Source organism: Agromyces terreus (assembly GCF_009749465.1).
Taxonomy (GTDB): Bacteria; Actinomycetota; Actinomycetes; order Actinomycetales; family Microbacteriaceae; genus Agromyces; species Agromyces terreus.
The window spans coordinates 1-21,028 of the sequence record NZ_WBIS01000001.1 but is presented as its reverse complement, the minus strand read 5'-3'; the positions used below and the strand labels follow the sequence as shown (position 1 = coordinate 21,028).

Genomic DNA, 21,028 nt, shown 5'->3' with positions numbered 1-21,028 from the left:
ACCGGGAACGGAGAGCGACAGCCCGGCTCAATGCTCCCTCCGTCTAGACATCCTGGACAAGAACGCAACCGTCGGCGCGGCTGCTCGCCGGAGTACTTTGCGATTCTCGGCGCCGGCAATGAGCCAGAGCAGCGCTCCGTACGATATACCGCCGAGGAGCGCAACAGGCAACGCGAAAACCCATGCCGCCGCCGCTCCGCTTGCCCATGAGCTCGCCTGCAGAAGACAGATCAGTACGATAGATGGCGCGATCGCGAGAATGCAGCGCCCAATCTGCCCTAGATAGCGCCAGATTTGCAGACCGATGTATCGGTGAAGCAGTACCAGCCGAATCGGCCATGTGAGGATGCGCGACAACCTAGACACCGCAACGCCGACGACGCCAAACGGGACCAAGACGAATACCGCAACTATGCCGATCACGGCTTGCAGGACGGCTAGCCCTAGGGCGGTGCGGGCGTGGCCCGTCGCGAGCAGCACAGGCCGATCAAAATACATAATCGCGCCGAACGCCCATCCCGGGGCGAGAATCCACATTAGGGGCACCGATGCCTCCCAGCCGGGGCCGAAGACCAACGGAACTATTTGAGGGCCCAAGACCGCAACAAATGCAAAGAGCGGAAAGCTCACAGCTGCAGCGGCAAACGTGAGCTGTCGAAAGATCCGATTCAGGCGCGGGAGGTCGTCTTGTACGCGCGAGAAAGTTGTGAGAGATATTCGGGCAATGACCGACGTTACCAATTCGATGAGAATCGAACCGATCCGTTGGGCGAGATAGTAGTACCCCAATTCCGTCGGTGTGAAGAACACGCCAATCAGGATCTTGTCAATATTTGCCTGAACCGCATCGAGCAACTCGATGCCGACGATACTCGACCCAATTTTCCATAACGCGCTCAGCGAATCCGTAGAGTACTCAAGTCGCGGCCGCCAAGGCGATGCGGTCCACAGCACCACAACTCCAGCGATAGCTGCCAGTAGCGCTTGCAACGCGAGAGCCCAAACACCTCCCCCCAGCAGTGCAACGGGGATCGCCACCGTCGCGCCCGCAACCGTACCAAGCGATTGTCTTATCGATAGAGACTTGAACTGGAACTCTCGTTCGAGTAGCGCTGCCGGGGTCGCCGACAAGGCACTAATTGGAAGCACAAGGCCCATCACCCGCAGCACGGGTGCAAGCTGGGGTTCGCCAAGTGCGGTGGCTATCGGTCCAGCCGCTAGTGCTAGGCCCGCGTATAGAAGGGTGGCCACGACGAGCGAAGTCCAGAATGCCGTCGACGCGTCCTTAGCGGCGAGCTCGCGCCGTTGAACTAGTGCCTTGCTGAATCCGGAGTCCACGAACACCTGAAGAACGGCGAGAACCGCAGTCGCCAAAGAAATCAGACCAAACTCGCCCGGCTCCAATAGCCGCGCAAGAATCGCAAACACGGCGAGTGTGATCAACCGCGACGACCATCGCTCAGCAAGTATCCAGCCGATCGATCGTGCCGCCTTGCTACCAAGATCGTCGATGTCGTTCATATCGATCTGCGCTTGCGAATAAACCGTCTGGCGATTCGCCGAACGACGATCACCCCGGTCTGGACCACCGGCAGAGGGCCGAGCGACCGCCAAAGCGTTCGCAAAGGCCCCAGGTGCGATCTAATACCGAAGTCGCTACTGAACCTTCGATTTAGGGGGCGGGCCAGCCCCTTCATCGCTTTACCAGAGTGGTTCTCCCCGGTGTCAACATGGTAGACAGCTGCCCTCATGGGGAACGGTTCAAGCACACGACCGTGCGCGGCGAACCACTCGAGGGCGTTTCGATGAGCCCCGAGGATGCTTTCGAGGCGATCGCCGAACGCGTCCGCGACTTCCCGTTGATCTGCTGTAGTGCGGAGCTGATTCGGGACCCCATAAGCATCGAATGGCAAGATGAATGACGTACCGCACGTGCGATTGAAAACGCCCTGAGCGCGATATGCGTTGCGACGCCGCGAGTAGATCCATCCTTGGTCAATGACCCATCCGGTATGGAGTCGACGGGCAGCCACGAACTCCGCGAGTTCTGCATGCACGAAATCATCAGCATCGAAGATCATTACGTGGTCAGGCGAGAAGTCACGAGCCTTGATAAGTCCAATACCAATCTTTGTGCCCTTGTCCCAGACGAACGGTGCACGCGCGGTGCGCGGCCCGTTCGCTGGTGCTGGCGGAGGAAATGCGACCTCCACGAAGTGCACGCCATCAGGTAACTCGAACGATGGCCGCTTGTTTCCTACGACGATCACGACAAAGTCGGAGTTGGTTTGAGATGTGACCGACACGAGCGTCTCGCGCAATAGCACCTCTACTCGCGCGTAGTTTGCGGAGTTCTGCGGGTGCCGCAGCGATGTTACAAAGGCGAGCATCAGCGCGCCATCAATTCATTCGCCATCTGTCGCGCTGAATTGATGTCCGTCGCGTATCGCGCCGTCGTCAGGCGCCCAGAGTATTCGTCGTAGACGGAACCAACCTTGCGGTAGCTATTGTCGAGCGCGATGTGATCTATCCCGAGAAGGCCGGCGAGCACATGGGCATGTAGGCGGTCGACGATCACGAAATCGGAGCCTTCGTAGAGTCGTAGTGCGTTCGCGATGTTTAACGCGTTGATATCGTGGATCGCCCTCTCGGATATTCGGTGAATAGCTCGGAGTCGCAACCTTCCTCGACGCCAGCCGACCAGCTTTGTATCGATCTTCACGAGCGCGCGGTCAACTTTCCAACGAAGACCCGCGATTCCGGCAATCGGGCCCCAATCTGTCCTTACCAAATCAGCCTCCCCAAGCCAGTCGCCGGGTATCTCCGCGAGACCTGAGATACCTTCATGGTCCCGCCGAGCAACAACTACAACGCGACCCGTGCTCGGGTGGGTTGGGGTCCTGGGCTCAAAGCCGAGCGCCATATCGAAGCAAAAGTCAACCGAAACAGACGGGATATCAATCTGCGCTCTCGCGATCGATTCCCGATCTCGGAGCAATGCAGTGAAGTTGGGGTGTGCGCCTAGAGCCAAATTTGCCCGCGAGGCCGCCTCACGAGAACGAAAATATACAGACTGAGGCAGCAGAACGATGCGGTACTCCCGAAGCTCGCTTACTACGCGCTCTCGATGCAACTGATGGGTCGGCCAAAGGTCCCCAAAGTTTCCGCCACCATGCAGCAGAACCACCCCCTCGGGCATTGCAGCGCGGAGGTCGCGCGCATTAAACCCTCGAGAGTCGGCAACGTAACGGACGCGCATGCCAAGCTTCCGGATGTACGCAAGCTCGCCTGCCCAGATCATTGAATCGCCGACATTTCGCTGGTTCGGCGCGTCGAGGATGGCAACGTCTGTAGTAGGTCCGATGACCCCTCTCAGGGTCCGCATGGTTTGTCGACGCAGTTCAGCCAAGTAGCGCGAGTCAGTGGAGCTCAACAAGTTGTGTCTCCTGCCAGTAGCGAGCCAACGAACAACATGTCGACGCCGACCCAACGGTTGGTGCGTTCACAAGCTCTTGGACGCTGAGAGCGATTCAACTGTCTCTCATCCCCCGAGCCGACGAAGGCAACTGCTGGTGGGCCTCACCAGCGTCCCGTACCCGCTCGTCGTGTCAGGTCAGCCGAAACCAGGGTTGGCCGACGAGGAATCCGTCCGCATCCGCCAGGACGTTCCATCATGCTGATTGGCTACTGGGCGTTGAGGTTGACCCCGCTGACCGAACCTGAGCTCTCATTTCATCCCCCATGAAACTGAACTGAAATCTGCGCGAACCTGTCGCTCCATCGAATGTAGCGAAGAGGAAGACGAAAATCCCGTGTCGCCGCGCCATGCGACCACATACTGAAGCCCTATGGAACCTGAAAGAACGCTAAGACGGCCCAACCAGAAACAAATACGGGTGCTTCAATCCGTCGTGTGGCGCCGCGGAACGAACCCTTATGTACGACTCCTCGCAGAGTCGTTGCCCAGCGGAATCCGGCCTATTGAGTTTTCGTGGTCCCGAGCCCTCTTTGGACGATACGACATTCTTCACCTCCACTGGCCCGAGCATCTCGTGAGAAGTCAGGCTTCACCGCTCAAGAGTGTGATCAAGGGGATACTCTCATCGGCCCTCGTGGCACGGCTCCGCTTGACACGCGAACCAGTAGTGCGAACTTTGCACAATGTGGAGCCGCACGAGACCGGCTCGAAGCTAAGCCGTTGGCTGACGCATCAGTTCGATGAAATGACAACGGCGTGGATCACCATGGATCCCGTTGAAACGAACCTCTATGACCGCCCGGTCTATGTCGTTCCGCATGGCGATTACGAGCCGATCTACGGCAGCGGTCCTGCCGTCACTGTCGATGAGGGACTCGTGATCTGCTTTGGTCATATCCGACGCTACAAAGGGCTTGAGCGTCTGGTCTCGGTTGTTCGGACGGCCAGAAGCGAGTACCCCCTTCGTCTCACAATCGCGGGGCCGCCCGACGACCCAGAACTGACACGATCGTTGAGAAAGCTCTCACGTATCGAGTCGTGGTTCGATCTCGATGCAAGGCGGTTGTCTGACGAGGATCTTGCGAGGTCTATTTGCAGCGCCGAATTGGTTGTGCTGCCGTATGAACACCTCTATAACTCGGGTGCCGCAATGCTCGCCCTGACTCTTTCCCGACCAATCTTGTTGCCAGCGACGTCGATGTCACGCCGGCTCAGAGCCGAGGTCGGGTCGAATTGGGTGCATCTCTACAACCAATCGTTGCAGTCGGAAGACATACTCAGCGCCCTGCGTTCGATCCGCGACTCCTTGAGCGATTCCGTTCCCGATCTTCAGTTGCGCAGCTGGACTCTCCTCGGCGAACAGTTCGCAACGATCTATCGTGACTGCCTTGCGAGTGGCGTCAATTGAGGTAGCGCTGGGAAGACAGGGGTCCCTGTCGCTGCGCACTCAATGTTCGATCTCCCACGGCCAAGCTGCCCTGTAGTTGGGCGTTTGCGGCGAAGCCCAACCCTAGAATCATCCAAAACAAGGACGGTGTAGGCGGTAGCCAGAATGCACCTTCAATGACCGAGGCAACTGCATAGACCGCGACAGCATAGCCCACACCGATAGCGACCTGGCTGGTGGACTTCAGGAGTTGCCTCGCTGATCGGATGAGTATTGCGACCAACAGACTCAGGGAAATCAACCCACCTGCGATGTAGACCGCACCATATGTGATTTCGTAGGCGCCGCCCTCAAACTGAGCGATCTCGTGAGGGCCGAAGATGACGGCGAGCGGGTTTTGGATGGTGCTGTCAACCAGTTGAGCCAACCGAGGAGTCCGCCCAGACAAACTAGCGATCGAGCCTGCGTCAGACCCAAAGAACCTGTCGGTTACCTGCGGGAACGCCCCTACTAGCACGGCTCCAGCGATGAGCAAGGCCATGCCAGCGAAAATCCGTGCCGCGGCGGCACCAGCGCTGGCAGACTTTGTAAAGACGAATCGAACTGAAATATAGACGGCCACCCCGAACCACGCGCTCCGAGAGAGTGTGAGCATCGCCACGCTGACGAATGCGACAAGAGCCGCCAGTCGCCATCGTTGTCGGATCACTTCGTATACGACAGGAAACACAAGAAGTAGATTCGCGCCTAGGACGTTTCCGTTTTGATAGGTCGAGAAGAGCTTTGATCCGGAGCCCACTCGGTTGTGCTTCTGCAGATACCAGTCGCTACCGCTTTGAAAATCTGTGAGATTCACTGTTACGCCTGGAATTGCCACAGCATTTACACCAAACACATACTGCAACGCTCCGTAGGCGACCACGAACACAAACCCGATCACCAAGATGCGCGCCGCGGTTTCTATATCACGACTCGTTGTCAGCGTGCTCGAAACCAGTATGAAGAGCATCGGGCCTACCACGAGCCCCCAGACATATTCGACGCGCACCTCTCCCAACATCCAGTCGATGAGGCTTCGGGTACCCATATACGCACCAAGCACCATGACAAGACTCGATACTGGCGTGAAGATAACTCGTCGCCCAGCGAGGAACGCGAGTAGTCCAACCACGAGAGCCAAACCACAGAGAATCGTTCCGGCGGTCACCGGCAGTTCCCCGATCTTCACTCCGGCCTTGGGAATGACGACATTCACCGCGAGCGCGGCAAAGATGAAGCCAGCGGCGACTCGCCTCAACAGCGACTGTCGCGGCTGCAAATCGACCGGTGAAGTTCTGGGGGGCGTCAGCACTTCCTGCCGCACCTCACATGGTCATGGAGTACGCGGATAGCTTCGTCTAAAGCTGGAACGGTACGCTCGTCGGCGAATGAGTCGGCACGCTTGCGGCCCTCCTCAGCAAGTCGATCTCGCGTGTCGATGGCTTCGCTCAGTTCTTGGAGCGCGTCCGCCAGAGAGACCGCATCATTCGGCTCAACTAGAATTCCGTTCGATCCGTTCTCAATGATCTCGACAGGTCCGCCTAAGTTGGTTGCGACTACTGCGAGACCAGCACTCATTCCTTGAATAACTACTTGCCCGAATGGTTCCGGCGTGACGCTGCAGCTCACCAGAGTATTGTGCGAGCCGAGTAGAGCCTCTACGTCTGCGACGTGTCCCGCGAACCGCACGTCTGAGCGAAGAGTTGAAGCCATGCGGTGTGTCTCCAGTTCGAAACGCTTGCTTTGGAAGAGCGATCCACCCGCAACTGTGGCGCTGAACGTCACACCTCGAGCTTCAAGAATACGCAGAGCGCTGATCAGCACATCTGTACCCTTCCATTCGGCAATCCTGCTAAGCGAAAGGATCGCAAGCTCATTTGGACGAGCTCCCATGACTCTTCTTCGGCGATGCGTTCCGCTCACGGGGTAGGCAACTCGAACGGGCCGCGATCGCAGCGACCCAGGAATGGTTGACGCAGTCCATGTTGAGTTGGCGAGGAACGCATCGAATCGGCGCGCAACCACCTGGGCCAAGAACCACCAGCGGATCGTCGAGAGTCGGTCTCGGTTGAGATCATCCCGAAGATAGAGAATATGGACCGCCTTACCTCGCGGCAGGAATGCCAGTGCCGTCGCGGCCTTCATACTGTTCGCGACCACCACGTCGTGCGGCGTATGCCGGAGCGACGCGAGTAGCCTCGGCGCCCGAAGAATACTCATCCACTTTCCCGTTGGGCCCCCCAATGTCTCGACGTGTTCGGTCTTGCTCGATAGGCGGGCGCTCACGGGGCCAGATTCGAGAAATACCGCTCGACGAGAATGGCCACTGGGTGCACTGAGGTAGCGTTCGAGGCCAAGCTGCCCCCCACCGGGCTGCCCCGTGTGATCAACGAATACGACGCGGAGATTTTCAACCCTGTCGTCAAGCAATGGATTCTTCCTTCCACCGCAAGATGCTGGAATCGAACTCCTCCGCGTCAAATGCTTGTGCGCCCACCCGCATCGAATCCCGGTCAGCACTCAAGGCTTCCTTCAACGCTCGCCGGATGTCATTGTCAGTACTGCCTCGAAGTACAGCACCACCACCGATTCTTTCGACCGGCTCGCGTGCACCTCCAATTGAGTTGACGATGACCGGCGTTCCGGCCGCCATGGCTTCGACAGGCATGATGCCGAAATCTTCTACGGCCGCAAATACAAAAACGTCTGCGTGCTCATACAACGCATAAAGCATCGCGTCAGACGGTGCGTCAATGAATCGCACCTTCACCGAACCACTCGCAGCCGCCTGGCGGAGGTATTGTCCATCGGGCCCAGCGCCGGCGATAACTACGGGCATCCGCGCAGCCTCGCCAACGCGAATTGCCTCTTCTAGCTTCTTGTATCGAACAAATCGAGAAGCCCCGAGTATAAATGCACTGGGCAATTCCGCAAGAACATCCTCCTCTTGCTCGCTCAGTCGCCCCTTCCAGGTCTCGCGATCTTGGATGGCTCGTACTGACACTGGAGGATAGATTACGTGGGCTTGTCTCCCCCAGACTCGTCGGATCCGCTCGGCTACAAACTGGCTGTTGGCGCTGATGCTTGTGGCTTCCTTCGCGCGTCGTGCATCAATTCCCCGAAATGGACCCGCGACTGCTCGAAGCAACGGTGATCGCCCACGTGTGTCAAGATCTGGTTCCCAGAGATAGCGTGCAGGCGTGTGGGAGTACACCAATTTCGGTACCCGCGGATCCCTCACCCTCAATCTCACATGATGAGCGAACGCATGCGAGCTCACTAAAACCCATTCGGCGTCTTCACGCCTGGTGCGCCACGCGACGGCGGCCGCAGGAAGCGCGAGTGCCTTCGAACGCCGAAAGGGCGTGCGCGCGAGCCACGTCTCTCGTATCGGAATGCCCCGGAATCGTTCTGAGGTGTTGTTCCAGAGACACAACACGTCTGCTTCGGGAAATGAGGTGATGAAGCGTTCTAGAACGTTCTCTGACCCCCCTGTCTCCTCGATCCACTCGTGGACTATCAGACCGCTCACTTGGCCTCCTCGCCAGGCGCGAGAACAGCCCGGAACGTGCGCCAGAGGAGAACGAAGTCGCCGGTCACGGACCAGTTCTCCACGTAGTAGAGATCGAGCCGCACGCTCTGCTCCCATGACAGCGTCGAGCGTCCGCTCACCTGCCAGAGGCCGGTCATACCCGGTTGCACGAAGAGTCGCCGGCCGGCGGCACCCTCGTAGAGCGCGACCTCCGCCCGGCGTTGGGGCCGAGGGCCGACGAGACTCATGGTGCCGTGCAGCACGTTGAACAACTGCGGCAGTTCGTCGAGCGAGTATTTGCGCAGCACCCTGCCGATCCGGGTGACGCGCGGGTCGTCCTGCACCTTGAACAGCGGTGCCGTGTCGGTGCCGTTGGCGGCGAGCAGGCCGGCGAGCTGTGCGTCGGCGCCGTCGCTCATCGATCGGAACTTGAGCATCGTGAAAGGCTTGCCCTTGAGGCCCACGCGCTCCTGACGGTAGAACACCGGGCCCGGCGACGATGCCTTCACGAGCACGGCCAGCACGACGAACAGCGGCGACAGCACCACGACGAGCCCGAACCCGACGATCAGGTCGAAGACGCGCTTGGCGACGAGCTTGCGGCCCTCGAACTTCGGCGTCTCCACGTGCATGAGCGGCAGCCCGGCCACGGGTCGGGTGTGGATGCGGGGACCGCCGATGTCGATGAGGCTCGGCGCGACCACGAGGTGCTCGGCCCCCGGGATGAGGCCCCAGCTGAGCTCGCGCACGCGCTCGGGCCCGAGCTCGTCGGAGCTCGTGATGATCACGGTGTCGGCGCCGAAGTCGCGCATCACGGCGAGCGCGTGCTGCATGCCGTACTCCACGGGAATGTGCGTTCCGGGCAGGTACGGCTCGCCGTGCCCGGGCAGGCAGGCGCCGGCCACGCGGTATCCGGCCTGCGGCATGCGCTCGAGCTCGCGCGCGATGACGGTGACGGATGCCTCGGAGCCGACGAGCAGCACCCGCGAGGAGTACTCGCCGCGCTGGCGCATGACGCCGAGCCACTGCCGCCACATCCACCGCGAGAAGATGAGCACGAGCACCCCGAGCGGGAACGCGATGAGGATGTAGCCGCGGCCGACGTCGATCTTGAAGAGGAACGCGACGATTGCGACGAGTCCGAAGAGGCGCACGGCCGAGTCGGCGACGGCGCGGTACTCCTGCGAGCCGAGGCCGAGTACGCGCGGCGAGCGGGTGTCGAAGAGCTCCAGCGCGAGCATCCACGACGCGACGATGACGAGCGACACGACGGTGTAGCTGATCGCGATGTCGCCGCGCGAACCGCTGAAACCGCGCGCCGACGTGTCGAGGCCGACCCAGGCGATCTGGGTGCCGAACACCACCCACAGCAGCACGAGCAGGTCGGTGACGCGCACCCGCGCCGCGAGCTTCGCCGACCACGCGGTCGTCGACATCGTGGCCGCGGCGTAGAACCGCCCCATCACCATGTGGCGCCCCCGTCGGTCGAGCGCGCGAGCACTCCCCCGGCCCACGCCCACACGGTGCCGTCGGATGCCGCGTCGATCACGGTCGTGCCGGGTGCGAGGTCGGCTTCGAGGCAGGCGCCGGGTGCGGCATCCGTCGCGAGAACCGAGATGCGGATGCCGCGGCATCCGTCGCCCGCGACCGCCACGAGCGTTCCGGTCGGCGCCGACGCGATCGCCACCGCACCCGCGGGCGCGCCCGCGTCGGCCCAGGCTGCGCCCGCGTCGCTCGTCGCGACCACCGCGCCCGACCCGCAGAGCACCGCGGCGGCCGTCGCCGACGCGGCCGCGACCTGCACGGGCGCCCCGCCGCAGGGCGTCGATGCACCGCCGGGGCCGACGACCTGCCCGCCGTCGAGGTACCAGGTCGGCTCGAGCTGGTCGGTCGCCTCCCAGTCTGCGCCCTGCACGAAGCTGCGGTAGCGGGCGATGGCGCACGAGCCCGGCGCGCGGGCGACCATGGTGACGATGTCGGCGTCGCTCGGCTCGAGCGACTGCAGGTCGGTGAGCCCCGCCGTGAACGCCGCGGTCCAGCTCGCTCCGCCGTCGGTCGTCACCTCGAGGGCCGCGGCCGTCGCCGGGCACGCGCCCGCGACGCCGCGGTACGCGAGGCTCGCGTCCAACGCGGCGAGCACGACCGTCGGTCGCGCCAGGGCCGCGGACGCCGGGCTCAACGCGGGCGTCTCGGTCGGGGCGGCGCTCACGGGCGGCGTCGTCGACACCGGCGGAAGCGTGGGCAGCACCTCGCCCTGCGGCGATCCCTCATCGGAACGCACCGACGCGAGCGCCCACCAGACGAGCGCCGCATCGACGAGCACGAACACGACGATCGCGGCCACCGCCCAGGGGGCGATGGCGTGGCGTGCGTGGACCGTCTCGCTACGAGCCACCACGACCACCCGCAACCGAGGGCGCGGCGAGCGCCGACACGAGACGGTCGATCGTCTGATCGATGAGTCGGCCGGCTTCGTCGTAGACCGCGTCGGGAGCGCGGTACGGGTCGAGGATGTCGTCGTCGGTCGGGTCGGACGGCGGTGGGGCGAACCCACGGGAGCGTGCTGCGGCATCCGTCGCCCGCTGCAACGGGGAATCGGAACGGTCCGGGGCGGCGTCGGCGAGCGTGCCCTCGTCGGCGAGCGTGCCTTCGTCGGCGAGGAAGGCGAGCACCCGCGCGAACTCGCGCAGCGTGTACGCGCGACGGGCGGCGCGCGGCACCAGCTCGGCGACCTCCGCGCGATGCGCGCGCGTCGCCGTGAGCACCAGGTCGGCGCCCTGCACCATCGGCTCGGTCAGCTGACGTGCGACGTGCCCGGCGGGGTCTGCGCCGTACCGGGCCGCCTGCGCCGCGGCCTCAGGGGTCATCGGATGCCCCGCGAGCGCCTGCGTTCCCGCGCTCGACACGTGCACGTCGTCGATGCCGGCCGCGTGCAACCGCTCGACGAGCATCCGCTCGGCCATCGGGGACCTGCAGATGTTGCCGGTGCACACGACGAGCACGTTCACGCGCCGCCCACCGGCTCGGTCGCGGGCTTCTGCGTCGGATCCTCGTTCGGCGCACGGCCGGCCGGGGGCTTCGCCGGCGACTTCGGCTCGGGCTCCTTCGTCGGCGCGTAGCCGTACCCGTAGCCGTACCCGTAGCCGTACTTGCCGTAGCCGTACGCGTCGGGCCCCTTCGTCGGCAGCATCGTCAGCACGATGCCCGAGACCTTCGCATCCACGTTCTCGAGCACCGAGAACGCCCCTTTAACCTGGCCCTTGTGCACGCGCCCTACGGCGACCACGAGGATCGCGCCGCCCGCCGCGCGCGAGAGCACCGCGGCATCCGTGACCGGAAGCAGCGGCGGCGCGTCGAAGAGCACGACGTCGAACGCCCGGTTCAGCTCCGCGATGGTCTCGGCCATCGCCGCCGACCCCAGCAGCTCGCTCGGGTTCGGGGGAACCCGGCCGGCCGGCAGCACGTACAGCTGCCCTCGGCCCCACGGCTGGATCACGTCCTGCAGGTCGGCACGCCCGATGAGCAGGTCGGTGAGCCCCACCGCGCCCTCGATGCCGAGGTACGACGCCACCTTCGGCCGACGCAGGTCGGCGTCGACGAGCAGCACGCGCGCACCGGCATCCGCCAACGCGATCGCCAGGTTCGCCGCCGTCGTCGACTTGCCCTCGGACTCGATCGACGAGGTCACCACGAACGACCGCTCGGGCCGGGCCGCATCGAGGAACTGGAGGTTCGTGCGCAGCGCGCGGAACGACTCCGCCCGCGGCGAATGCGGGTCGGCGTGCACGATGAGCGGTCGGTCCTTCGCCTTCGGATCGAAGACGATGCCGCCGATGACCGGGGTCTCGGTGAGCAGTTCGATGTCGCGCTCGTTGCGGATGCGCGTGTCGAGCGTCTCGCGGAGCACCGCCGCCCCGATGCCGAGCGCGAGGCCGATGAGACCGCCCAGCGCGATGTTCAACGGCACGTTCGGGCTCACCGGCTTCTGCGGCACCGCCGCGTGCTGCACGAGCGTCAACCGCACCGGGGATGCCTCGACCGGATTGCCGTCTTCGTCGGTCGCGCCCGTCGTCTCGATCGAGGACACCACCGCCGTGAGGCTCTCGGACACGCCCGTCGCGATCTGCGCCGCGAGCGCCGGATCCTCGTCGGTCACGGTGATCTCGATGAGCGACGTGTCGGGCAGCGTCGTCGCCACCACCTCGCGCGCGAGCTCGTCGCTCGTCATGTCGAGCTGCAGCTCGGCGATCGTCGGCAGCAGCACGATGGGCGTCGTCGCCAGATCGGCGTACGTCTTCACCCGGTTCTGCGTGTAGGCGCTGCCCTGCGCCATCTCGCCGATCGTGCCGCCGTTCGACGTCGACACGAACACCTTCGCCGACGAGCTGTACATCGGCGTCTGGGCGATCGAATAGGCGGCTCCGGCGGCGACGCCGAGGAGCGTGAGCAACACGATCAACACCCAGCTCTGCCGCAGGATGCGGATGTAATCGCGTAGCTCCACGTTGTTCAGTCCCCGTCCCCACAGCGTGCTGAATCGTGACACGGATACGCTAGGCCCCGTGGCACCCTCTCAACATGCCCCGCGCAGTGGGGGCCTGTCAACAACCGACACTCCCCCATTCGGCGTGTTCGACGCCGCCGGGCAGCGCTGGGGAGTGACGGATGCCGCGATCGGCATCCTCCTCGCGACGCTCTGCTCGCTCGGCTGGGCGTGGCTGACGCGTACCGTGATCATCGACGAATGGGCGCAGGTGCTCGGCGCCTACCTCGCCGTCTGGGTGCCGCTCCTGCTCGTGCTCGCCATCGCGGATGCCGCGCGCGGGCGCCGCTCGCGCTGGCGCGACTTCGGGCTGCGCTTCACCTGGCTCGACCTGCTCTGGGGCGCCGGCATCGGGCTGCTCGCCCGCGGCGCCGTCACCCTCATCGAGCTCGCCGCGACCGGGCGAACCTCGCTCGAGGGCGGCGTGCTCGGCCTGCCCACCGGCTTCGCGTTCTGGTTCGGGGTGCTCCTCGCCCCCGTCGTGCTCGGCCCCCTCATCGAGGAGCTCTTCTACCGCGGGCTCGTGCTGAGGGCCGTCGCCCGCACGACCCGTCGCGCGGGCGGTTCACGCCCGGTCGCGGCATCCGTCGCCGTGATCGTGAGCGCGCTCGTGTTCGCCCTCGCCCACCTCGTCGTCGGCGGCGCGGTCTCGACGGCCGCGGCGTGGATCACCTTCGCCGGCGCGCTCGTGCTCGGCCTCGCCGCCGGCGCCCTCGCCGCGGCCACCGGGCGACTCGGCGGAGCGGTCATCGCGCACGTCGTGTTCAACGGCACGCTCATCGCGGCGCTCGTCGCCGGGTGACGGCGCTATCGAGGCATCCGCTCGAGCCATTCGCCCGAGGCATCCGCTCGAGCCATTCGCCCGAGGCATCCGCTCGAGGCATCCGCTCGCCCGCGCCGCCGCGCGTCAGTGACGGCCGTTGAGCACGCCGCCCGATTCTTCGAGGTAGCAGACGCCGCAGAGCGACTCGTAGGTGACGGCCTCGCCGTCGATCGCGACCTGGTCGCCGTCGAACACGAACCGGCCGTCGATCGTGCGGCCGTTGAAGATCGCCTTGCGCCCGCACCGGCAGATGGTCTTCAGCTCTTCGAGGCTGTGCGCGATCTCGAGCAGGCGACGGCTGCCCGGGAACGCGACCGTCTGGAAGTCGGTGCGGATGCCGTACGCCAGCACCGGGATGCCCTCGATGAGCGCGATGCGCAGCAGGTCGTCGGCCTGCTCGGATGTGAGGAACTGCGCCTCGTCGACGAGGAGGCAACTCGTGTCGCGACCTGACTCGGCCGCCGCGAGCGCCCGATGCCGTTCGAAGACCTCGCGCACGCCGTCGTCGGGGGCGATGACGAAGTCGACCTCGCGCACCACGCCGAGGCGCGAGACGATGTCGCGGTCGCCCTTGGTGTCGACCGCGGGCTTGGCGAGCAGCACGCTGTGCCCGCGCTCTTCGTAGTTGAACGCCGCCTGCAGGAGGGCCGTCGACTTGCCGGAGTTCATCGCGCCGTAGCGGAAGTACAGCTTCGCCATCAGACGGCGGGGAGTTCGCGGCTCATGCCCGGGCGTGCCGCGGGTCGGGGCTCAACGGCTCTCATGACGCAATTCCACCCTGACATTCTCTCGTGTGACACCCACATCGGCGACCAGCCCCACCGCCCGCGCGACCGAACCGAACCGCTCGACCTCACGGCGGTGCGGCGGCTCCTCGCCGAGGGGGCCGCCCACCTCGAACCGCACGATGCGACCGTGATCGGATGCCGCGGGCTCCACGCTCACCGCGACGCGCACCGCGCTCGCCCGGCCGTCGGCGAGCCAGGTCATGAGGGAGGTGAGCGCCGCACGCTGCCCCTCGTGCAGGCTCGACGCCGCCGATGCCGGATCGACGACGACCACCTCCACACCGCAGCGGCGTTCGAGCTCGGCCGCGAGGTCGCCGAGCCACGTCGACGCCTGCTCGCTGTGGAGGGCCGCCCGCAGCGACTCGGCGAGCAGCCGGGCGCGATCGGCGTCGGCCACCGAAACCCGCTCGACGGTCAGCATGCCCGCGAGGAACGGGATCACCTCCCGGCGCAGCACCGCCACGCGACCGTGGTCGAGCGATCGCGCGAGCCCCGCCCGCAGCTCGGCGTCGCGGGCCAGCACGACCTGGTTGGCCTTGCGCTGCCACTCCAGCGTCACGCGCACGATCGCCCACGAGTACCCGGCTGCGGCGCAGGTCGACATGAGGGTCGGCGCCACGAAGACGAAGATCATCGACCCCAACGGCACGTTCTCCCACGTCGGGTTCGCGGCGCCGACGGCGAGCACCGCCAGCACGGCCGACGACAGCACACCCGCGGTGAGCAGCGACGGCCAGTTGCAGTACGGCGCGAACGAGATCACCAGGATGCCGATCACGACGGGCCCGAAGTCGTCGTAGAGGAACTCGTCGTGGCCGATCGTGCTGAAGTACTCGGCGACGGCGGCGCCGACCCCGAGCGCGACGACGACCCAGAACCGCTCGGGCGTCACCGGTGAGCGCGACGGCCGCGTCGCGAGCGTCGCCGCGATGCCCGCGGCCACGACGAGCGCGATCGCCGCGACCGCCGAGGCGGCCGCGATCTCGGAGTGGACCTCCGACCAGTGCGCCAGGGTCAGCGCGATGGCGACCCCGGTCGCGACCACCGCGGCGAGCGGGGTCAGCGTCGCCGACGTCAGGCCCGCGATCGGGTCGATGTCCTGCTGCGTCAGCCGTCGGGTGCTCATGAGCCGCCCTCCGGAACCGTCAGCACGACGGTCGTGCCGACACCGATGGCCGACCACACTCGCGCGGAGCCGCCGTGCCGGGCGACGCGCTCCCGAACGCCCACGCGGATGCCTCGACGGTCGGCCGCCACCGCATCGGGATCGAACCCGACGCCCGTGTCCATGACGGCGACGGTGACCTCGCCGCCGCCGTGCCCGAGGAGCAACTCGGCCTCGCGCACGCCCGAGTGCCGCACCACGTTGCGCAGGCACTCCGCGACGGCGTCGTCGAGATCGCCCGCGCGCTCGGGACCGAGCACGCCGAGCACGGCGAGGTCGCCCGTCATCTGCACGTCGAGCCCCTCGTCGGCCGCCGTCGTGAAGGCGTGGTCGAGCGTCGGAACGTCGGGCGGGGCGTCGAGGGCGGCGCGGCGGGCCGCGGCGGCGTCGCGCTCGGCGAGCGCGGCTCGGGCGGCGCGGGGGTCGTGGCGGTCGTTCGGCGCGTGGACGTCACTCGCCTCGCTTGCCTCGCTCGCCTCGCTCTCGTCGCGGGGGTCGCCGGCGGCGGCGGCATCCGCCTCGCTCCCGTCTGTTCCTTCATTCGCGTCGCGGAGGTCGCGGCCCTCTGTCTTGGCCCGGGCGTCGCGGGCGGCCCGCACGGCCCGTGCCGCGCGGGCGTCGGTGCCGGCGCGCATCGCGTCGTCGGCCGGATCGGTCGCGACGGGGTCGACGCGCACGGCGCCCGCGGCGGTGCCGTGCGCGTCGACCCAGTCGCGCCCGATCACGAGCTCCAGGTCTTGGCGGATCTCGGCGCGCCGACGTTCGTCCATGGGCCCCGAGCCCGCCGCCGCGATCGCCTGCAGGTGCGCCATCGCGATGCCGTGCAGGCTCGTGATCGCCTCGAGTTCGTGGTCGCGGCGGGCGACCGCCTCGTGGGCGCGCACGTTGGCACGATTCAGCGCTGCGTGCCTGCGCAGGCTCGACCGGCGAGTGACGCTGTCGAACGCGCGCACCACGATCAGGAACGCGGCCATGCCGAGCGCGGCCACGTTGGCCGCGAACGGCACCTCGGCGATCCACGCCCCGGTGAAGGTCGCCACGAGGCCCACCCCGACCCCCACGAGCACCCAGGCGATCGCCGCGACCGAACCGGCACCCGCACCGCCGACGAGCACGAGCGCGACGCACGGGATCGCCACGATCGCATTGTTCGTGGTGACGAGCCCGTAGGCCGGATCCATCGCGAGCACGACCATGCCGAGCGCCGCGGCGCCGCCCAACACGAGGTAGATGAGGCTCGTCACCACGGTGCGGTGCAGCGACACGAGCACGAGAAGCGCCGCCATCGCCACGGCCAGCGCCGTCGCGACCCAGAGCGGAGCGAAGCCCGTCACCGCGCCCGCGATGAACGCGAGCGCCCCCATGCCGAGGTACACCCACGCGCCGACGTGTCCGGCGTGGATGATCGCGCGGCCCACGGAGTCTCGCGACAGGTCGCCGGGGAGCCCAAGCGTCATGCGTCCTCCGGGTTCTGCACCGGTGCGAGCGGGTACTGAACCGGTATGCACCGGATTATGTCAGCTTCGGCCCCCGGGGGCGCAAACGGTTGACATGAACCGGCATGTGCGCGTCGGCCGAGATCCGGGGCGCGGATCGGGTGCGGCGGGCGGGGCGGGTCGCGCCGTGCTCACGGCGCGGGTGCGCCGGGTGCGCCGGGTGTGCCGGGCGCGCCGGGTGTGCCGGGCGCGCCGGGTGCGCCAGGTCGCGCCGTGCTCACGGCGCCCGTCAGAACAGGGCGGCCGGATCTGCGGGGAAGGCCGCCTCGGGGGCGCGGCGCCCGAGCTGCGTCGCCGCCGAGCGCACGCCCCCGGTGGTCGGGTCCTCTCGGCCGCGCTCGAGTCCGTGCGCGCGCAGCAGCGGCGAGACCCGGGCGGCGAGCCACGTGCGGTACTCCTTGGGCGCGTAGCTGTTCTGCCCGTAGTACATCTGGCGGTACCGCTGCTCGAGCTCGGGGTGCTCGCGCGCGAGCCACTGCATGAACCAGGTCTTGACGCCGGGGCGAAGGTGCAGCGCCGAGTACACGACGCTCGTGGCGCCCGCCGCCTTGATCTGCCGCAGCGCTTCGTCGAGGTGCGCTCTCGTGTCGGTGAGGTACGGCAGGATCGGCATCAGGAACACGGTGCAGTCGAGCCCCGCCTCACGCACCGCCGACACGGTCGCGAGCCGCGCCTTCGTCGTGGGCGTGCCCGGCTCGATCGCCTGCTGCAGCTCGTCGTCGTACACCGCGATCGACATGGCCAGGTCGACGGGCACCCGCCCCGCGGCATCCGCGATCTGCGGCAGGTCACGACGAAGCAGCGTGCCCTTCGTGAGGATGCTGAACGGCGTGCCGCTCGACGCGAACGCGTCGATGATGCCCGGCATCAGGCGGTAGCGCCCCTCGGCCCGCTGGTACGGGTCGGTGTTCGTGCCGAGCGCGACCGGCTCGTGCCGCCACGACCGCTTCGCCAGCTCGCCGCCGAGCACCTCGGCCACGTTGACCTTCACGATGATCTGCCGGTCGAAGTCGTCGCCCGCGTCGAGGTCGAGGTACGTGTGCGTCGGCCGGGCGAAGCAATAAATACAAGCATGGCTGCAGCCCCGGTAGGGGTTCACCGTCCAGGTGAAGGGCATCGACGACGCGCCCGGAACCCGGTTCAGCGCCGACTTCGCGAGCACCTCGTGGAAGGTGACGCCCGCGAAGTCGGGCGTCTGCACCGAGCGCACCAGGTTGTTCAACCGGGCGAGCCCGGGCAGCGTGCCGGCCTGATCGACCCCGAGTTGCTGCCCGCTCCACCGCATGCCTCCATTCGAACACATGTTCGAACGATCGGCAAACGGCTCGCCGCGGCATCCGCTCGATCGCCTGATGCAGCGCTCGGCACGCGCCCTCGCCCTCCGCCCCGTCAGGCCGCGCTGCGCACCCCGCCCACGGCACGCCCGGCGGCGAGCTCGAGCGTCTCCCCCGCCCAACGCCGCCGCAACCACCGGTCGTGGCTGGCGATCACCACGGCGCCCGGATACGTGCCGAGCGCGTCCTCCAGGTCGGTGGCGAGCGCGAGCGAGAGGTGGTTCGTCGGCTCGTCGAGCAGGAACACGTGCGGCGGCCGCGCGATCACGAGCGCCAGCGCGAGCCGGCGCTGCTGCCCGACCGAGAGGGCGCCGACCGGGCGATCGGCGTCGCGCGGGGCGATCAGCCCCAGCCCCGAGAGCGGCACCTGATCCGCCCGCCGCGCACCGACGACGCGCTCGTAGATGCGGCGCGGCGAGGCATCCGCATCGGCGAAGCGCACGTCCTGCTCGAGCAGCTGCACCCGCAGCCCCTTGCGGCGCAGCACCGAACCGCCGTCGACCCGCTGCGACCCGGCGAGCACATTCAGCAGCGTCGACTTGCCCGCCCCGTTCGCGCCCGTCACGAGCAGCCGCGTGAGCGGCGCCACCCGCAGCGACCCGAGGTCGAGCCGCCCCGCGACCGCGACGCCGGCCGCGTCGAGCAGCAGCCCCGACTCCTCGTCGAACGCCTGCGAGCCCGACGGGATGCCGGCGAACACGAGCGGCTTCGGCGGCCGCGGCACCTGCTCGCGCTCGAGCGTCGCGAGCCGCTGCTCGGTGTTGCGCAGCCGCCGCGCGACCGTGCGATCCACGCTCTCGCCCTTGAAGTGCCGGATGAACTTGTCGTTGTCGGTCGCCGCGCGGCCGTGCGCCACCGAGCGGGCAGCGCCGCCGCCCGAGACATCCGCCCGCAGCTTGGCGAGCTCCTGCTGCTCGGCCTCGTAACGGCGCTGCCACCGCGCCCGCTCCTCGGCCTTCACTGCGAGGAACTCGCTGAACCCGGCACCGAACACCGTGCCGCCGGATGCCGCGAGCGCATCGTCTCGGGAGCCGCCGCCGCGCTCCCCGGCCACGGCGAGCGCCCCCTGCCGCCCCGGGTCGAGGTCGAGCAGGCCCGTCGCCACGCGATCCAGGAACTCGCGGTCGTGGCTCGCGAACAGCACCGGCCCCCGCCAGGCCCGCAACCGGGCCTCGAGGAAGGCCGCCGCGTCATCGTCGAGGTGGTTCGTCGGCTCGTCGAGGAGCAGGGCGTCGGGCGCGCGCAGCAGCAGCGCGACCAGCGCGAACCGGCTGCGCTGCCCGCCCGACATCTCGTCGATGCGGCGGTCACGCCCGAGGCCCGCGACACCGAGGCCCGCGAGCAGCTCGTCGCGGCGCGAACCGGCGCTCCAGACGTCGGCGCGTTCGGCCGCATCCAGCGCAGCGGCGTACCGGGCGGCGGATGCCGCAGCACGGCCCTCGTCGCCGGTCGCCGCCGGGTCGGCGAGCGCCGTCGCCGCGTCGTCGAGTTCGCGCTCGATCGCGCGCACCTCGCCGAGCGCGTCCTCGAGCACCGCGCCGATCAGCTCGTCGGGCGCGAACGGGAGCTCCTGCGCGAGCAGCCCCGTGCGCGGCGGGCGGCTGATGCGGCCCTGCACGAGGGCGGCGGAGTCGGTCGCCACGGGGTGTGCGGGCGAGTCCCCGGCGGCGTGCGGCGCTGGGCGCCCGGCGGCGTGCGGCGCCGCGTGCGGCGATGCGTACGGCGCTGCGTGCGCCGGCGTGGCGAGCAGTCGCAGCAGCGTGGACTTGCCCACGCCGTTCTCGCCGATGAGGCCGAGCCGTTCGCCCGGCGAGACGGTGAATCCGAGGTCGCTGAACACGCGGCGTTCGGGGTACGCGGCCGACAGTCCGTCGGCGCGGAGGTAGGTGGAGTTCGAGACGTGCACAGCCATGCGGACGCCCTTTCACGAAAGCCCCCGGGCCGTCGACGCGCGCCGAGGCAGGGGCGGCGGGTCGAGCGATGCACCACCGGAACCGCCGCGTGCGCACAGCGGCGCCGACGACCCGGGAGCGGAGTGGGGCCCCGCCGGGCATTGCCGAGATGGGTGCACGCGATCACCGTCGCGATCAGTGGAAGGTGCACACCCGTGGTCTACGGCGCCTCAGGCGCGGGACGATGGGGTGTACTCACTTCATAGCGGGGTCGACGATAGCAGAGCGCGCACGAGAATGCACCCCGGGCGTGTCGTACGTCGTCACGCGCGGGCGTGTCGTGCGTCGTCGCGCGCGCGTGTCGGGCGTTGCCGCGCGCGGGCGGGTCGGGCGTCCCCGCGCGCGGGCGGGTCGGGCGTCGCCGCGCGCGCGGGAATCCCGTTGTCGCGTACGAGTCCCGGAGTTGCGGGATTCCCGCGCTCGAACGGGATTCCACCGTCATGTGACCTGGCGCGCGTGTCGTGCGTCGCCGCGCGCGCGGGCGGGTCGGG

General features: G+C 67.1%; 17 protein-coding genes. 2 read left to right on the top strand and 15 right to left on the bottom strand.

All coding sequences use genetic code 11. The features are described from left to right. Positions 1–27: 27 nt before the first annotated feature. Genes GQQ92_RS00090 through GQQ92_RS00080 form a run of 3 tightly spaced genes read right to left on the bottom strand, consistent with a single transcriptional unit; the run spans position 28 to position 3,433 of the window. On the bottom strand, positions 28–1,521 hold the full coding sequence (locus GQQ92_RS00090) for a lipopolysaccharide biosynthesis protein (RefSeq protein ID WP_156997219.1): 1,494 nt from the start codon (positions 1,519–1,521) through the stop codon (positions 28–30). Next, the gene (locus GQQ92_RS00085; protein ID WP_156997218.1) at positions 1,518–2,390 is read right to left on the bottom strand and encodes a glycosyltransferase family 2 protein; all 873 of its coding nucleotides are present in this window, start codon (positions 2,388–2,390) and stop codon (positions 1,518–1,520) included. The genes GQQ92_RS00090 and GQQ92_RS00085 overlap by 4 nt, the downstream gene beginning before the upstream one ends. Further along, on the bottom strand, positions 2,390–3,433 hold the full coding sequence (locus GQQ92_RS00080; RefSeq protein ID WP_156997217.1) for a polysaccharide pyruvyl transferase family protein: 1,044 nt from the start codon (positions 3,431–3,433) through the stop codon (positions 2,390–2,392). The genes GQQ92_RS00085 and GQQ92_RS00080 overlap by 1 nt, the downstream gene beginning before the upstream one ends. Before the next feature lie 730 nt (positions 3,434–4,163). On the opposite strand from GQQ92_RS00080, the gene GQQ92_RS00075 reads away from it, so the two are divergent. After that, positions 4,164–4,886 carry a glycosyltransferase family protein gene (locus tag GQQ92_RS00075; protein WP_156997216.1) on the top strand — a complete coding sequence of 241 codons (723 nt, stop codon included), beginning with the start codon at positions 4,164–4,166 and terminating at the stop codon, positions 4,884–4,886. On the opposite strand, the gene GQQ92_RS00070 is transcribed toward GQQ92_RS00075, so the two are convergent. From GQQ92_RS00070 to GQQ92_RS00040, 7 genes are all read right to left on the bottom strand, one after another. After that, complete coding sequence (locus tag GQQ92_RS00070) at positions 4,879–6,228, bottom strand: O-antigen ligase family protein (RefSeq protein WP_156997215.1); 1,350 nt, start codon at positions 6,226–6,228, stop codon at positions 4,879–4,881. The two genes, GQQ92_RS00075 and GQQ92_RS00070, sit on opposite strands and share 8 nt — an antisense overlap. Beyond that, positions 6,210–7,067 carry a glycosyltransferase family 4 protein gene (locus GQQ92_RS00065; RefSeq protein WP_197738008.1) on the bottom strand — a complete coding sequence of 286 codons (858 nt, stop codon included), beginning with the start codon at positions 7,065–7,067 and terminating at the stop codon, positions 6,210–6,212. The genes GQQ92_RS00070 and GQQ92_RS00065 overlap by 19 nt, the downstream gene beginning before the upstream one ends. 259 nt (positions 7,068–7,326) lie before the next feature. Next, a complete protein-coding gene (locus GQQ92_RS16440) occupies positions 7,327–7,908 on the bottom strand; it encodes a glycosyltransferase (protein WP_197738007.1) in 582 nt (193 codons plus the stop codon). 524 nt (positions 7,909–8,432) lie between these two features. Further along, on the bottom strand, positions 8,433–9,905 hold the full coding sequence (locus GQQ92_RS00055; RefSeq protein ID WP_156997212.1) for a sugar transferase: 1,473 nt from the start codon (positions 9,903–9,905) through the stop codon (positions 8,433–8,435). Continuing rightward, complete coding sequence (locus tag GQQ92_RS00050; RefSeq protein WP_156997211.1) at positions 9,899–10,831, bottom strand: hypothetical protein; 933 nt, start codon at positions 10,829–10,831, stop codon at positions 9,899–9,901. Before GQQ92_RS00050 ends, GQQ92_RS00055 begins: the two co-directional genes overlap by 7 nt. Next, positions 10,821–11,444 carry an arsenate reductase/protein-tyrosine-phosphatase family protein gene (locus GQQ92_RS00045; RefSeq protein WP_197738006.1) on the bottom strand — a complete coding sequence of 208 codons (624 nt, stop codon included), beginning with the start codon at positions 11,442–11,444 and terminating at the stop codon, positions 10,821–10,823. Before GQQ92_RS00045 ends, GQQ92_RS00050 begins: the two co-directional genes overlap by 11 nt. Next, complete coding sequence (locus tag GQQ92_RS00040; protein ID WP_156997210.1) at positions 11,441–12,940, bottom strand: polysaccharide biosynthesis tyrosine autokinase; 1,500 nt, start codon at positions 12,938–12,940, stop codon at positions 11,441–11,443. Before GQQ92_RS00040 ends, GQQ92_RS00045 begins: the two co-directional genes overlap by 4 nt. Positions 12,941–13,064: 124 nt before the next feature. Here GQQ92_RS00040 and GQQ92_RS00035 point away from each other — a divergent pair, with 124 nt between their 5' ends. After that, on the top strand, positions 13,065–13,781 hold the full coding sequence (locus GQQ92_RS00035; RefSeq protein ID WP_197738005.1) for a CPBP family intramembrane glutamic endopeptidase: 717 nt from the start codon (positions 13,065–13,067) through the stop codon (positions 13,779–13,781). Positions 13,782–13,886: 105 nt separating this feature from the next. Here GQQ92_RS00035 and GQQ92_RS00030 read toward each other — a convergent pair whose 3' ends face one another. From GQQ92_RS00030 to GQQ92_RS00010, 5 genes are all read right to left on the bottom strand, one after another. Beyond that, entirely contained in the window at positions 13,887–14,501 is a 615-nt protein-coding gene (locus GQQ92_RS00030; protein WP_156997208.1) for a thymidine kinase, read from the bottom strand. Positions 14,502–14,552: 51 nt separating this feature from the next. Next, a complete protein-coding gene (locus GQQ92_RS00025; protein ID WP_156997207.1) occupies positions 14,553–15,716 on the bottom strand; it encodes a hypothetical protein in 1,164 nt (387 codons plus the stop codon). Then, positions 15,713–17,212 (bottom strand): sensor histidine kinase, encoded by a 1,500-nt coding sequence (locus tag GQQ92_RS00020; RefSeq protein ID WP_156997206.1) that lies wholly within the window; start codon positions 17,210–17,212, stop codon positions 15,713–15,715. Before GQQ92_RS00020 ends, GQQ92_RS00025 begins: the two co-directional genes overlap by 4 nt. A gap of 268 nt (positions 17,213–17,480) precedes the next feature. After that, positions 17,481–18,536, bottom strand: a complete 1,056-nt coding sequence (locus tag GQQ92_RS00015; protein ID WP_156998088.1) for an Rv2578c family radical SAM protein — start codon at positions 18,534–18,536, stop codon at positions 17,481–17,483. Between the two features lie 104 nt (positions 18,537–18,640). After that, positions 18,641–20,497: an ABC-F family ATP-binding cassette domain-containing protein gene (locus GQQ92_RS00010; protein WP_232057411.1), complete on the bottom strand. Its 1,857-nt coding sequence runs from the start codon at positions 20,495–20,497 to the stop codon at positions 18,641–18,643. Between the last annotated feature and the right edge of the window lie 531 nt (positions 20,498–21,028).